Origin of the sequence: Kosmotoga pacifica, from assembly GCF_001027025.1 — a bacterium.
In the GTDB taxonomy this organism is placed as follows: domain Bacteria; phylum Thermotogota; class Thermotogae; order Petrotogales; family Kosmotogaceae; genus Kosmotoga_B; species Kosmotoga_B pacifica.
This window is the reverse complement of sequence record NZ_CP011232.1, coordinates 1,796,439-1,809,551: the sequence shown is the minus strand read 5'-3', so window position 1 is coordinate 1,809,551 and position 13,113 is coordinate 1,796,439. Positions and strand designations below refer to the sequence as shown.

The following is a 13,113-nucleotide window of genomic DNA, read 5'->3' as shown; positions in this document are numbered from 1 at the left end:
TTGAAAGCATTCTTGAACGGCAAATTCATAGAAAAGAAAGAAAAGGCTATTGCACTCGAGGACAGAGGCTTCACCTTCGGTGACGGACTTTTTGAAGTTTTGAGAACAAAAAACAGTCACATCTTTTTCTTTGAAGACCATCTGTTGAGAATGAAATACAGCGCTGAGTTTCTCGGTATCCCTTTCCCATACAGCTTTGATTACATAAAAGAAATGGCTCTTGAACTCATTTCATTAAACAAAGTTAATGACGGCGAGCTGTACATCGAATTGACGCGCGGTACCGACCTGAACAGAGAGCACAGATATCCATCTGAAGACATGCAGCCAACGTTCTTCATGTTGGCGTTTCCATTACGACAGATCGACCCTGAAAACTGGAAACACGGAGCGACAGTTTTTCCATATCCGGATCTCAGGCACAGACTTTGTGAACACAAGACGATAAACTTGCTCCCGAATGTGTTGGCGAAAAACTTTGCTTACGCACATGGTGGTTATGAAGCCCTCATGTACAGAGAAGACCATATGGGAAAGTATGTAACCGAAGGAGGCAGCTCGAATTATTTCATAGTAAAGAACGGGCGAGTCATAACCCCTGAAATAGACAATATATTGCCAGGCATAACGAGAGCAAAGGTCATCAAAATCCTGAAAAGTCACGGAATAGAAGTGATCGAAAGAAGGGTATATCTGGAGGAATTCCTGAACGCGGACGAAGTCTTTCTAGTGAGCACCGTTTCAAAGGTGATGCCTGTACGTAAGATAGCTGATAGGGAATTCACTGCACCTGGCGAGATAACTATGACAGCCATGAAGCTCTACGGAAGACTTATGGAAGAAGAAAAAGGACGGCACTAACCGTCCTTTTTATTTTTTGAATCTCAATGAAAGTCTATCGAAAATACTATAAAGTATCGGGATGAGGAAAAGAGTAAATACAACGCCAAAAAGAAGACCCCCGGCTATTGTCAACGCAAGCGGGCTTTCGAGTTCTGAGCCCTCAGCCCTTGAAAAAATAGTTGGCAAGAGTGCCACCACCGTTGTCAATGAGGTCATGAGAATCGGTCTCAGTCGTCTACCCGCGCCTTCTACTATGGCTTCTTCAAGCTTCATACCTCTTTCTCTAAGCTGATTAATGTAGGTTACCATAACTATACCATTATTTACCGTCACACCGATAAGCGTGAGAACACCCATAAGGCTGCCTATACTAATAGGCTTACCACTTATCATCGACACGACAGCCACACCAACGATCGCCATAGGTAATGTAAGAAATATCACGAAGGGATATACCAGTGACTCAAACTGTGCACCTATTATGAGGTACATGAAAATAATCCCAACAACGATTGCAAAGCCAAACTGTTTCAACGCTTCCGCAAGATTTGATGCCTGCCCCCCGATTTCAGGGATAAACTGCGTCAAATCTTTCTTTTTCTGGAGTAGGGTCCTTACATCTTTCACCACATCGCTAAGGGCGCGTCCAGAAACGTCAACTCTTACATATCCGACTCTATGGCCGTTATCATGGTCAATACTTTTTTGGGTTTTCTTGAAATCCAGTTTTGATACTATACCAACGTAGCTGGGCTCACCGATCATAGAATTCACCGGGATTTTCTTTAACCACTGGTAACCCCCCTCAAGTGGTTCATAACCGAGCTTTAAAGGTACCCTTTTGCCGTTTATGAAAATGTCCCCGAGGTCGACCCCCAGTGTATACGGCTGAATAGCCCCTATGATCTGCATAGGAATAACTCCTGACATGATAGCCTTTCCTCTGTCTATCTTGAGTTCAAGGGTTCTCTCTTTTTCTTCAAAATTGGTACTGACGTTTACTATGCCTTCGACACCTTTCAGTTCCTCCGCGAATTCAGTTGTGACTCTTTCAAGAGATTGGAAGTCATCGCCGTAAAAAGTGACTTTAATATCGCTTCCCAAGAGATTTTCTATCTCAAGCCCTCCTGCCGACACTCTGATCTCAGCATTATGCTTTACTGCCAGCGGCATCAAGGCTTTTCTGATCTCTCCGGCTATTTCCTGTGATGTTTTACTTCTTTCTCTTTTGGGAAGCAAATTTAGCTGGATGGATGCTGTGTTTTCACTCCCACCGAGTAAAACAGAATAGACTCCTCCGGTTACCCCGCCATTGACATAAAGACTGTCAAGCTGGTACTCACTGGAGTTTTCAAGAATGTGTTTATTTATCTCCTGAGTGACAGATTTTGTTACTTTGTAGCTGGTATTTTCTGGAAGTTTCACGGAAATATTTATGATGCCACTGTCCATGGCTGGTATGAGTTCAAAGTCACGTGTAGCCATTAACAATGTACCAACAACGAAGATACTCACGAACACAATGATTGCTGTGCCCTTTCTTTTCAATATTTTTGATAGCTGTTTCTTGTACATATTTTCAAGGGTACATTTGACAGTTAGTCTAACTTTTATAAACCCCGAAAATGCCGGGACGAGAACAATAGCGACAAGCAGAGAAGCGGCAAGTGAAAGTGCAAGGGCTATCGCAAAGAACTTCAAAAACTGTGAGAAAAAGCCAGTAATGAAGGCCAGGGGGACAAACATCGCAAGGGTCGTGAGAGTAGATGAGAAAATCGCTCCTACAACCTCACTTCCACCCTTTCCTGCGGCTTCTTCAGGCGATCTTTTTTCTTCAAGATGCCGATAAATCGCTTCAAGGACGACTATGCTGTTGTCGACAATCATTCCCACAGCCATGGTTAACCCACCAAGAGTCATAAGATCCAGTCCAAGTCCAGAGAAATAGAGCAATATAACAGCTATCAACAACGACAGTGGCATGGAAAGTGCGATTGCCAATGTTGCGGTGAAATTTCTTAAGAATATGAAGATAACGATCGTTGCTACAAGCGCTCCAATAATGAGATTTCTAAAAAGTCCGCTTATGGCCTTTTCTGTGAACTTACCACTATCACTGAGGGTCACCAGCTGAGTATTGGGATGCAAGTTCTGCCATTCATCGACAGCTTCTTTTATCCCCCTCGCTACCTTTACGGTGTTGGTTCCACCTTGCTTCTGAACAACAAGTACCGCTGCGTTTTCATCGTTGACTTGAACAAAGCCTCTGATTTCTGAATCAACAAGTTCTACATCCGCCACCTGTTTCAACCTCACCGGTATGGGTATTCCTTTTAGTTCCAGGCTTTGTCCCGTTATGGAAGAAGAAAGCATTTTGTCCATACCCCGAATGCCTATTATCGTATTCTTTAATTCATCCAGTGATTCGAATTGGCTGGAAACTGAAAGGTTAAAGACTTCATCGCCATCTTCAAGATTGCCCATCGGGAATCTAACGCCTTTGGAGAGCACTGTCTGGAGAATATCGTATGGTATACCGTAGGTGGACAGCTTTTCTTCATCAAGAGTGATCCTGACTTCTTTTTTAGGTATACCAAGTCTTTCTACATTAGCGACTCCAACAACCCTTGAAAGCCTTTTTTGAAGTTCCAGAGAGGTTTCGTCGATGTCCCCGTCTGAAGAGGAAATTCCAAGGACATATATAGGTATCATCGACGGGTTAAATTCGATAACTATGGGATCGACTCCTTCAGGAAGACCTATGGCAAAAGATTCCAGTGCTTGCTTTATTCTCGAAACAGCCGCGTTCATGTCCGTACCGTTTTCGAACTCTATCTGAACTATGGAAAAACCGTCAACTGATCGGGAACTGAAAGACTTTATCCCACTTACCAACCCGACAGCACTCTCCACCGGATTGGTGACGTTCAATTCGACCTCTTCAGGTCCCGCTCCAATGTAAGGAGTGACCACCATGGCGTAAGGAATATCCACATTTGGTAAGAGGTCAAGGGGGAGTTTTTCCCAGGAAAAAAAGCCTAAGAAAATAAGCGTGGAAAAAAGTAAGAAAACGGCAACAGGCCTGCGCGAAAATTGCGACAGAATACTTTTCCACATCTTCTTTCCGCTCCTTTTTGTTTAATTTAATTGTACAGGATGAATATCAGAAAATGAAATCAAACCATAATACGACTCGTTTTATACATGAAAAGTTTTGATACGTTCTAGCATGATTTGATTTCTAAAAAAATCCTAAAATCAATCTCTCAACATCCTTGATTTTTAAGAAATCTATTTGATTCGAGATTTATACAAAGAGGATAACTATGACTAAAAAGTTTCTATTGTTGTTGTCCTTATCCTGTCAGTATTTGCATTAGCAATACAAACAAAAGAAGCATCAAAGATAGGACATAGATTAGGGCATTTCTTCTCGCACATTTTTTCTCTTGCTAAGTCTTTTAACATGCGCGTCTTATGTAGTTCAGATGCGTGATCTCTACAATGCTCGTTCGCATTATTCTTATAACATAGCAGATCCACATGATAATCAGTGTCAAGAATTGATTCAATGAAGTTCAGTAACGCATCGCTAAGGATTTCGTAATTACCGTTGAGCGACGGCTCTATGCTCAGCGCGTGGGGGTAGCCTCCCAGCCTGGAGAATTAATCTTATCATTAAGTTTCTGCTGAAGCAAGCTTTATCGGTATTCAGTGGAAAGAAACGTATAGAAGATCACCAGGAAAAATTATAAAATTCTTCATAAGCGAATTATCATCTATTTTGTACTTGCGTGACATACTGTCAAGCACACATTTTACTCAATTGGCGCAAAATATCTGGCTTGTAAGGGGGCTATTATCCCAACAGCAAATAAAATTATAAACTTTCCCGATCCTGTCTTGGACCAAGTGGCAAGAAATGCTTTATCTTGACTACAATAAAATTACAGACATTACATCGCTTTCCAATCTGACTAATCTATTTTGGCTTGAGCTTTCGCACAATCAAATTACTAATAAGAAACCTTGGTAGATAACCCGGAACCTGCCACTTTTCGTCAAACACATACACTTCCAAGATCTAAGTTTTCTTGAGACAAATGCGTTATCAAAAAAAGGGCGCCAAAACTGGCGCCCTTTTAGCTGGTCAATTATCTGGAAAGTAAATCCGGGAATGCCAGTACAACCTTCGGGCTTCTGAACAGCGTATCTTTCTCACCGGTATTCAAGTCATACATCACCAGGAACCCTTCAGAGTCTCTGTATCCCACATAAAGTAATTTTCCCCTCTTTATCTTCACGGATGGAATGAAAGAGGGAACGAACAGCACATCAGAATCGATCAACTTTTCCGTATGGCTTATTGTGTTATATATTAGGAGATTGCCGAGGTACAGATTATCAAGGAAGCTTGAAATAATTTCGTAATAAAGAAGATCCTCTTCGTCTATCATGACTGCCCATTCGGCCTTTCGCATTGTAAGAAGAGGTTTTACCGGCAACAGCTTCTGGATATTTCCATCATAATCTATACCATAAATGTCTTCGCCTTTGCCAAGAAAGAGGTATTTGTAGTCGTCGACGTTTTCGAATGTTTTAACGGTTTCTCCCGTTTCTGCGTCAATCAGTACGCGAGTATAGTCGTCATAATTTTCAACCAATAAGAAATTCCCGTCAATTGACCAGGAAGCAGGATAAGCATTGTAGGGAAGAATTTCCTGCTCCCATAGCTCCTCAAAATCCAAGCTTATACACTTCATGTCATTGTAATCATAGCTTGAAATCACGAACTTGTCACCAACAGGCGAGACATCGATGGTGTCATAACCTTCCCAGGCTTTTTTTATTTCGCCTTCATATACGACCCTGAGGTAATCGTAAGAGTAATCTACATACAAAATGCCTGAAGAGAAGAATTTACCAAAATCGATGTCCGCTGAGCGAAAGAGTTTTTCACCTGATTCATTCAATAATGCAAGATAAATCATATCGGAATCGAGATGATATTCTGTAACTGCGTAGATCGTACCCGTAGCCTGAAGAACTTCTGATATCTTCACTGGCTCAGGGAGTCCTTCGAGGAAACTTGCAATCCACTTAATCTCACCACGTTTTGTGGCAAAATTCTTGAGATTTTCTATTTGGTTCTCTTCGTTGAGATCTATGAGGAGTGTGTAATAAAACTCGATCAGATAGTCGGGTACGTAAAGTCTATCAAGCAGATCCATTGCTCTTTCAAGGTCTTCTAACCCCTCTTCCATGATGCGGGCGGTTTTAAATAATTCATAGGCTCCATCATAGTTCCTGCGTACAACTTCAAGAACGCCTTTCATGTAAAAGAACATGGGTTTATCCTTCAGAACGACTTCATGCTCTTCCAGTGCTTTCTTGACCTCGTCGTATTTCCCATCATCGAGGAGCAATTCCAAATACGGGATCATATATTCTACTTCGCCGTATTTTTTATAAAGTATCCTTTCAATGCCTTTCTGGACATATGTCAAGTATTCTTCATCTGCATATTCATGGACCTCTTCAAGTATTGTCTTTTCATCATCAAAAGAGGAAACCGCATTTAAAATCACGTCTTCGAGTGTACCTTCGTAGTCATACAAATATTCCAATTCTCTCATAAACTCTTTCAATACACTTACCCTGGGCATTCTATTCAGAAAATAGGTGTAGAGTGTCACAGCTTCAGCATCGTAATATTGCTCCACAGCATATCGCGCGGCTTGGAGCACATAAGGCATTATCTCACTGTAGGTCTCTTCCAGTTTCTCGGTTAGCTCTACTATTGTAGAAATGTATCCCCAGTAGTCCTGATTCTCCTCGTAAAGTTCCAGCAATTCCTGAAGAGCTTCAAAATCAAGCGGATTTTCTTCGAGTCTTGCCTTCAGTTCCTCTTCACCTGCAAAAGCCACCAACGATATAAACAGTAAAAATATGATAATCAATCGTTTCATAATGACACCTCCCCAGTTTAGTTTATCGCGTCCTCTATTGAGCACAAAGTAATTTTCACAGAGAATAAGCTAAAATCATTTTGAAAGCGATAATGATGAAAAATTCACAGTCCTGGTTTTGGCCCTTCTGTCAATCAGCATCTTTGCAGCCACCTCGCCAATAGAGCTTTCAGAGAAATATGTGGAACTTTTCTTCTCAAAGCAGTTTGAACAGGCGTACGACATACTGTCTTTTCAGGTTAAGTTGCTGTTTGGAACGAAGGATAACAAAGCCCTCATATCTGTTGTTTGTTTGCAAGATAAACTTTGAAAGCTTCTTTGACAGTGCCTTTCTCCATCAGGAACGTTTCATAGTCTAGTTCTTCGTGTTTTCTCATGAAAATATAGTCACTTCAGCAACGGTGAGTTAAAATATTCTCATAGAGAAGTGCTGAGGAGGGTCTGCATGAAAATAAAAGTCTTTGGTGGAACGTTCTGGGATGTCTTCATATACGGCGAAGAACCTCACAAGGCGGAAATCTTTGAGATGCCGGGAGGTTCCGGACTTAACATTGCTTTTGGGCTGTTCCGGCAGGGATTCGATGTTCAGTTCTATTCAAACATCGGTGAGGACTGGCGAGGCGAGGAAATAAAAAAGGCACTGAAAAAAGAAGGATTCAATACAGTGGGAATCCGGGTTATTGCTAATATGAAGACAGGGCACCATATTGCCTTCAATGATAGACCCATAGCCGTTGATAGAGGCGCAAACAGAGAGCCTATCATTCTACAAGAAGACCCCGAAGCGGACGTTGTCTTTATCAATACAGAAATACCAGAAGAAAGTATCTTCGAAGCATTGAGAATACCCTCGAAACTCGTGATCGTCGATTTGGGACCGAGAAAGATTGTTTCTTCTGAGCAACTCAGAGCTGTTTGTCAAACAGAACTACTCCTTCTCGGTACCGAGAGAGAGTGTGATGGAGGCTGTGACGTGGTAAAACTCGGGGCAAAAGGTGCATGGGTAAGAGGAAAACATATCCCGGCAGATACACATGTATACCCTTACACCGTTGGTGCCGGAGACATTTTCGATGTGGTCTTCACTACACTCTACCTGAAGACTGGCGACATACTTTTTTCCACCCGAGCTGCGGTTGAAACTTCTCAGACAATGGTGAGAGAAGTCAAAGGAGCCTTCTCAAAGGCTCAAAGGTTGGACAAACTCATATAAGGATACATTTGTATATTACTTTTTCACAAATTCACAACCTTCAGATCCATCAATCAATCTCTTATTCAAGTGAGAATCCCCTGGTGGATTCTCTTTTTTTTCAACCTAATGGTATTCATATGTATTTCTTGCTAACATGGTATCGCGCGGCCGCAGAAAACATACAGGAGGTGTAAAACGTGGGACTTGGTTCAACAGTGGTAAATCTTAGCAACGCCAAAAGGCTTCAAATCGTCTGGGATACGGGTTTGGTACAGGACGGTGAACCCATCTATTACAGACAGTCCATACCCGTGGACAGCTCGATTACTGAGCAGGAGGCCTACGATGCAGCTTATAACCTCGCTTCACTGACTACTTATACCATCAGCGAGATCAGGCTCATCAGTACTGACAGTCTCGGACCAATTGATTAACGAGGAGGTGTAATGAATGAAGACACTTAACATGAGGTGGTATGATGCGGCGCAGGGGAAGTCCAAAGGCCTTATACTCCGCTCACCAAAGGATGGACTGACCCAGGCAGAGGTCCAGAACGTCATGGATGCCCTTGTATCTCTAAAAGTGGTTCCTTCCAACTATGTGACTGACTACGCCAGTGTCATCGACAAGGCTACGAACGAACTCTTCAACCTGATATAACCACAGCGGGGCGGGTTCCCCCCCCGCCCTTTTTATAGGAGGTGAAAGATGTTTTTTCTGAAATCTTTGACCGGGTTACTCTCCCTGGGTGCCTGTTTACTTGAAAGACCAGGAGAAGGTGACAGGAAAAAGGAAGAACTGAAAGGACTCGTGCTTCAAATACTTCCGGAAGAAGAATGGGATATAGATCAGGATTTGCTCGATGAAATCCTTGATGCAGCCATTGATACCATTGTTGCGTGGCTCAATCGTACCGTGTGGAAAACAGCTTGACAGACCGCCTTCGGGCGGTCTTTATTCTGTGTGAATCCCTCGTACATTTTAACCAAAGAGAATAGAATATAAACGGAGGGGATGATATGTTTGAAGATCTTGTACTTTTGGGAATTGCTTTTGTGGTGTATTCTTTTTTCATAAGATGGATAACACTGTACCTATGGCACGGGAAGAGAGTCATAGCAAGTGTTGCCAGCAGAGCAGTTGATACATTCAAAAAAGTCAAAGCCAGTGCACCTGTATCAAAAAGAGAAGTCATCGAATCCAAAATAAGAAAGATAAAGAATTGGGCTTCACACCGTGGAAACGTACATTTCTCGGATTAACATAGAAAGATTTTTCCTGTTGATAACCACTCTTGTGTTTACTGTCCTGCAGATTAACCCTTGATAACACCCATAGGTAAGAGCTTGATGGAGCGTCTCACAAGATCCTGCTGATAGTCCATAACCATGTCGATATCTTTGTAAGCCACTCTTGCCTCTTCTATAATGGCGCTTTTATCTGGTGTCATAAGAATAACATTTCTTTCATCAAGATCTTTCTTCACTTCGGCGTAACTGAGCTTCCTTTTTGCTTCGTGTCTACCGAGTGTTCGACCAGCACCATGAGAACACGACATGAAACTCTCGGGGTTTCTCAAACCTTCCGCAATATAGGTGGGACTGCCCATAGAACCTGGAATAACAACCTTGCCTTCTGCCCGCACCGCACCCTTTCGATGGACAAGCACAGTTTCTCCGTAATGCTCTTCAAGGCTCGCATAATTGTGCACCGTCTCAATGCGTTCCAGTACCTCAAGCTTCGGAAAGAAGCGTCTTAGCACGCCTAGGGCAGATTCTGTGAGAATTCGCCTGTTTTCAGAGGCGAAATCAAGACAGAAATTCATGGCTCTCAGATATTGCCTACCGATTTTACTATCAAGGGGAAGCCATGCCAGTCCTGACGGGGGCTGGACTCCTTGTTTTTTGCAGAACTCTTGAGCTTTTTTATTGTAATATGTTGCTACCTGTTTGCCGAGATTGCGCGAACCGCTATGAAGCGTTAGATATACCGTCCCTTCTTCGTCCTTTTGTATCTCGATAAAATGGTTCCCACCACCCAGAGTGCCAAGCTGCTTTTTAGCGTTGTTCTTCTCACTGGATATGACGGGATCTTCTATTTCGTACTTTTCCCAGAAGTCCGTCTGTACAGCTTTCTTCCTCCATTTGAATCCTACTGGTATTTCTTGCAATATCTGTCTTAGGATTTCGGTCAGGTAGCTGTGAATTTCGTCGGTCGTAAGATTGGTTTTTATGCAGACCACGCCGCAACCGATATCCATGCCCACGGCGTTGGGGATAACACAGCCCTTCAATGCCGCGACGCCACCTATGGGCATACCATAACCCGGGTGTACATCTGGCATCACCGCTATCCATTTGAAAAGATCCGGAATCGTGGAAAGATTTCTGATTTGTTCCAGAGCTTCCTTTTCAATTTTATCTATTGGCACCCAGAGCTTTGCTTTCAATTTAGGACTGAATTTAATCATTCGCGCTCACTCCATATAAAAAAGGTTCACTACCATTCTAACATCAGGGCATTTAAGATTTGACTGTATGAGATACCCGAAGCAGCAAACAAAAAAATCGAATGCATTAAAAAAGAGGAGCACCAATATAATTGTAATTTTTAATTGTGTATATTGTAACTCACGCTACCTTGTATTACAAGCTACTATGCGATACTATCCTTTTACAGAAAAGCTGTTTTGTTTTTGCAAAGATTCGAAAGACTCGATTCAAAGGGAGGGAACATCGTGCAAAGAAAAAAAGGAAATATAATTGCCGGGATAATTCTAGCCCTTGGTTTGATTTTGATTGGAGCTTCATTCTTAATAGGACCTATAGATTTTCATGGATTTGAATTCGAAGATTCTACGAACTATCAGAATGAATACACAGAGGTTTTTTCAAACCCACAAATCGATGAGATTTACATAAACACCATCAATGGGTACGTTCGAGTAGAAGGCTGGGATAACAGTGATATTCAGCTCGAAGTAAAACAGAGGTACACAGGTTACCCTGAAGGCAGGCTAGAAGAGCTTTTTGAGTTAACAAAGCCAGAAATCACATTTCTTGGGAACACATTAAGAATTGTAACTCCTAGGTTGACGAAAACCGCATTTTTAAAGAGCTATGGTGTTTCAATGGTCATCAAAGTGCCATATGGCCTTGTAGACAGAGTTGAGGTCAAGACAAGCAATGGAGATTTGAACTTTTCAAACCTCAACACTCAAATCACGGGAGACACATCAAATGGCTCTATTTCCCTGTTTAAAGTTTCTGGCAACGCAAAACTTGATAGTTCAAATGGAGAGTTCTATGCCAATGGGTTCACGGGCTATCTTTATGTCAAAACTTCAAATGCATCTATGGAATTGAAGAATTCAAAGGCGCAGGTATTTCTAAGAACCTCTAACGGCAGTATATATGTAAGAGATTCCTTGCTTACAGGAACAAACAACACTCTGAAAACTTCAAACGGGAGAATCGTTCTGGATTCAGAACTCCCAGAATCTGGTCATCTGGAACTTAGTACTAGCAATGGAGAGATTGAACTTATTGTCCCTTATGGCACCGGTGCGGTTATTGATGCCGATACTTCCAACGGGAGGATCATTCTGGATAATGTACCTGTTCTCGCGAAAGAAATAGGTAAAACCAGTATCAGTGGCAGCATCTATGGGGGCGGAAATTTGTATATAGATCTAAGCACCAGTAATTCAAACATAAGAATTAGCGGGCACTGACAAATTGCCCTTATTGAAAAGAGGTATAGTGATGGACAAGCAGATGAAAAAGGGCGTATTGGACCTGTGTGTCCTCAGCGTCCTTTCAGAGGAAGATTGCTATGGATATCAGCTCGTGGAAAAAATTTCAACGGCTATTCAGATTTCTGAAGGAACGATCTACCCTCTCCTTAAACGTTTGCAAAGGGAGGGTTTGCTAACTTCTTATATAAGAGAATCTTCTGAAGGACCTGCAAGAAAGTATTACAAACTCACTCCCGAAGGTGTAGCTAAATACAAAAAGCTAAGGAAAAAATGGTTTGAATTCTACAACGGAGTGAACAAACTCCTCGGTAGGGGGGATGAAGATGGACAGTACTGAATACATAAGAAGATTAGAAAAGGGCTTAAAAAGGCTCAAGCCACTTGAAAGAGAAGAGTATCTTCAAGATTACAGAGAGCATTTTCAGGAAGGAATAAGGCAGGGGAAGACAGAAGATCAAATATGTCGCGATTTAGGTAATCCGGATAAGATCGCAAGATTAATACTCGCAGAACATAACGTCAGGGTACTCGATGAAAAACATGAAAGCAGAAGCATTTTCACAGCTATAATGAGCATAATAGGTCTGGGATTTTTCAATTTAATTGTTACCCTCCCCTTTCTTGCAGTGTTTTACGCTTTGATTTTTGCCATCTTTACAATCGCAGCGGCTTTTGTCGCCTTGCCTGTGTTTTATTACTATTATCCGGGAAACGTTTTGCTGCCTTTCTCAAATTTGAACCAGGAATTGCTCTTCATATTCGGTACTATGCTTGTCGGGATTGGTATCTTCCTCTTCTCGGGGAAAATCCTGAAAGGTGCATTCAAAGTAACTGTGACTTTTTTAAAGTGGAATCTTAAGGTTATAAAAGGTGAGTGAGAACTTTATGCAGCGTATTATACCTTCAAAAGGGTACTAAGGCACGTGCCCAGAAAATACTTCTAACATTTTTATGCTCAATCTGCTATGGAGGATACGCCGGGAGAAAAATTTATTTATAACACAGGAGCTTTCCACCCGGTGCCTGCAGTCATTCAAAAATTACGGGAAGAAGTGCCCTTGAATCCGCTAAAGAATTCCTCTTCAATTCTCTTGGAATCACCGAGGTTATTTGGTCAAAGGATTCGCAGAGAATAAACAATATCAGTAGATTGAATATGATCACGAAGACTTAAAATAAATCTTTTTGTACTTACAGAAGACGTTAGGGAAAACGGGCAACTCGTTTATTAAACTGGATTGAAAAGTCTTTCCAAAAACTAAACAAGATTTCTGCAAACACTTATTTAGGCAATCACTGGCGGATTTGTGAGCATCAGCATATAAGGATGATTGTCCCATTTGCCTTCA

13 protein-coding genes are annotated in these 13,113 nt (G+C 41.9%); 10 read left to right on the top strand and 3 right to left on the bottom strand.

The genetic code is table 11. The annotated features are described in order from the left end of the window. Positions 1-861 carry an aminotransferase class IV gene (locus IX53_RS08425; RefSeq protein ID WP_047755577.1) on the top strand — a complete coding sequence of 287 codons (861 nt, stop codon included), beginning with the start codon at positions 1-3 and terminating at the stop codon, positions 859-861. 9 nt (positions 862-870) lie between these two features. On the opposite strand, the gene IX53_RS08420 is transcribed toward IX53_RS08425, so the two are convergent. Further along, complete coding sequence (locus IX53_RS08420) at positions 871-3,960, bottom strand: efflux RND transporter permease subunit (protein WP_047754966.1); 3,090 nt, start codon at positions 3,958-3,960, stop codon at positions 871-873. A gap of 805 nt (positions 3,961-4,765) precedes the next feature. On the opposite strand from IX53_RS08420, the gene IX53_RS11230 reads away from it, so the two are divergent. Beyond that, on the top strand, positions 4,766-4,879 hold the full coding sequence (locus tag IX53_RS11230; RefSeq protein ID WP_156173142.1) for a leucine-rich repeat domain-containing protein: 114 nt from the start codon (positions 4,766-4,768) through the stop codon (positions 4,877-4,879). Positions 4,880-4,997: 118 nt separating this feature from the next. Here IX53_RS11230 and IX53_RS08415 read toward each other — a convergent pair whose 3' ends face one another. Then, a complete protein-coding gene (locus IX53_RS08415; RefSeq protein ID WP_047754965.1) occupies positions 4,998-6,812 on the bottom strand; it encodes a YncE family protein in 1,815 nt (604 codons plus the stop codon). Positions 6,813-7,257: 445 nt separating this feature from the next. Here IX53_RS08415 and IX53_RS08410 point away from each other — a divergent pair, with 445 nt between their 5' ends. The 5 genes from IX53_RS08410 to IX53_RS08390 all read left to right on the top strand — a co-directional run bounded on the left by IX53_RS08410 (position 7,258) and on the right by IX53_RS08390 (position 9,269). After that, positions 7,258-8,025 (top strand): PfkB family carbohydrate kinase, encoded by a 768-nt coding sequence (locus tag IX53_RS08410; protein WP_053001270.1) that lies wholly within the window; start codon positions 7,258-7,260, stop codon positions 8,023-8,025. A gap of 179 nt (positions 8,026-8,204) precedes the next feature. After that, positions 8,205-8,441 carry a DUF1659 domain-containing protein gene (locus tag IX53_RS08405; RefSeq protein ID WP_047754964.1) on the top strand — a complete coding sequence of 79 codons (237 nt, stop codon included), beginning with the start codon at positions 8,205-8,207 and terminating at the stop codon, positions 8,439-8,441. A gap of 16 nt (positions 8,442-8,457) precedes the next feature. After that, the gene (locus IX53_RS08400; protein ID WP_047754963.1) at positions 8,458-8,667 is read left to right on the top strand and encodes a DUF2922 domain-containing protein; all 210 of its coding nucleotides are present in this window, start codon (positions 8,458-8,460) and stop codon (positions 8,665-8,667) included. Positions 8,668-8,715: 48 nt separating this feature from the next. Next, on the top strand, positions 8,716-8,940 hold the full coding sequence (locus tag IX53_RS08395) for a hypothetical protein (protein ID WP_047754962.1): 225 nt from the start codon (positions 8,716-8,718) through the stop codon (positions 8,938-8,940). An 86-nt stretch (positions 8,941-9,026) separates the two neighbouring features. Then, positions 9,027-9,269, top strand: a complete 243-nt coding sequence (locus IX53_RS08390; protein WP_047754961.1) for a hypothetical protein — start codon at positions 9,027-9,029, stop codon at positions 9,267-9,269. Between the two features lie 53 nt (positions 9,270-9,322). Here the strand turns inward: IX53_RS08390 and IX53_RS08385 are convergent, their stop codons facing one another. Beyond that, positions 9,323-10,477 (bottom strand): RtcB family protein, encoded by a 1,155-nt coding sequence (locus IX53_RS08385; protein WP_047754960.1) that lies wholly within the window; start codon positions 10,475-10,477, stop codon positions 9,323-9,325. A gap of 267 nt (positions 10,478-10,744) precedes the next feature. On the opposite strand from IX53_RS08385, the gene IX53_RS08380 reads away from it, so the two are divergent. From IX53_RS08380 to IX53_RS08370, 3 genes are read left to right on the top strand one after another with little or no spacing between them, the layout of a single operon-like run. Continuing rightward, the gene (locus IX53_RS08380; RefSeq protein WP_047754959.1) at positions 10,745-11,740 is read left to right on the top strand and encodes a DUF4097 family beta strand repeat-containing protein; all 996 of its coding nucleotides are present in this window, start codon (positions 10,745-10,747) and stop codon (positions 11,738-11,740) included. Between the two features lie 31 nt (positions 11,741-11,771). After that, entirely contained in the window at positions 11,772-12,101 is a 330-nt protein-coding gene (locus IX53_RS08375; protein ID WP_047754958.1) for a PadR family transcriptional regulator, read from the top strand. Next, positions 12,088-12,642 carry a DUF1700 domain-containing protein gene (locus tag IX53_RS08370; RefSeq protein WP_047754957.1) on the top strand — a complete coding sequence of 185 codons (555 nt, stop codon included), beginning with the start codon at positions 12,088-12,090 and terminating at the stop codon, positions 12,640-12,642. Before IX53_RS08375 ends, IX53_RS08370 begins: the two co-directional genes overlap by 14 nt. The last annotated feature ends 471 nt before the right edge of the window (positions 12,643-13,113 follow it).

Excerpts from the sequence above, each read along its gene's own strand:
- IX53_RS08420 (WP_047754966.1), bottom strand. The coding sequence starts at position 3,960 with ATGTGGAAAAGTATTCTGTCGCAATTTTCGCGCAGGCCTGTTGCCGTT.
- IX53_RS11230 (WP_156173142.1), top strand. The coding sequence starts at position 4,766 with ATGCTTTATCTTGACTACAATAAAATTACAGACATTACATCGCTTTCC.
- IX53_RS08415 (WP_047754965.1), bottom strand. The coding sequence starts at position 6,812 with ATGAAACGATTGATTATCATATTTTTACTGTTTATATCGTTGGTGGCT.
- IX53_RS08410 (WP_053001270.1), top strand. The coding sequence starts at position 7,258 with ATGAAAATAAAAGTCTTTGGTGGAACGTTCTGGGATGTCTTCATATAC.
- IX53_RS08400 (WP_047754963.1), top strand. The coding sequence starts at position 8,458 with ATGAAGACACTTAACATGAGGTGGTATGATGCGGCGCAGGGGAAGTCC.
- IX53_RS08395 (WP_047754962.1), top strand. The coding sequence starts at position 8,716 with ATGTTTTTTCTGAAATCTTTGACCGGGTTACTCTCCCTGGGTGCCTGT.
- IX53_RS08390 (WP_047754961.1), top strand. The coding sequence starts at position 9,027 with ATGTTTGAAGATCTTGTACTTTTGGGAATTGCTTTTGTGGTGTATTCT.
- IX53_RS08385 (WP_047754960.1), bottom strand. The coding sequence starts at position 10,477 with ATGATTAAATTCAGTCCTAAATTGAAAGCAAAGCTCTGGGTGCCAATA.
- IX53_RS08375 (WP_047754958.1), top strand. The coding sequence starts at position 11,772 with ATGGACAAGCAGATGAAAAAGGGCGTATTGGACCTGTGTGTCCTCAGC.
- IX53_RS08370 (WP_047754957.1), top strand. The coding sequence starts at position 12,088 with ATGGACAGTACTGAATACATAAGAAGATTAGAAAAGGGCTTAAAAAGG.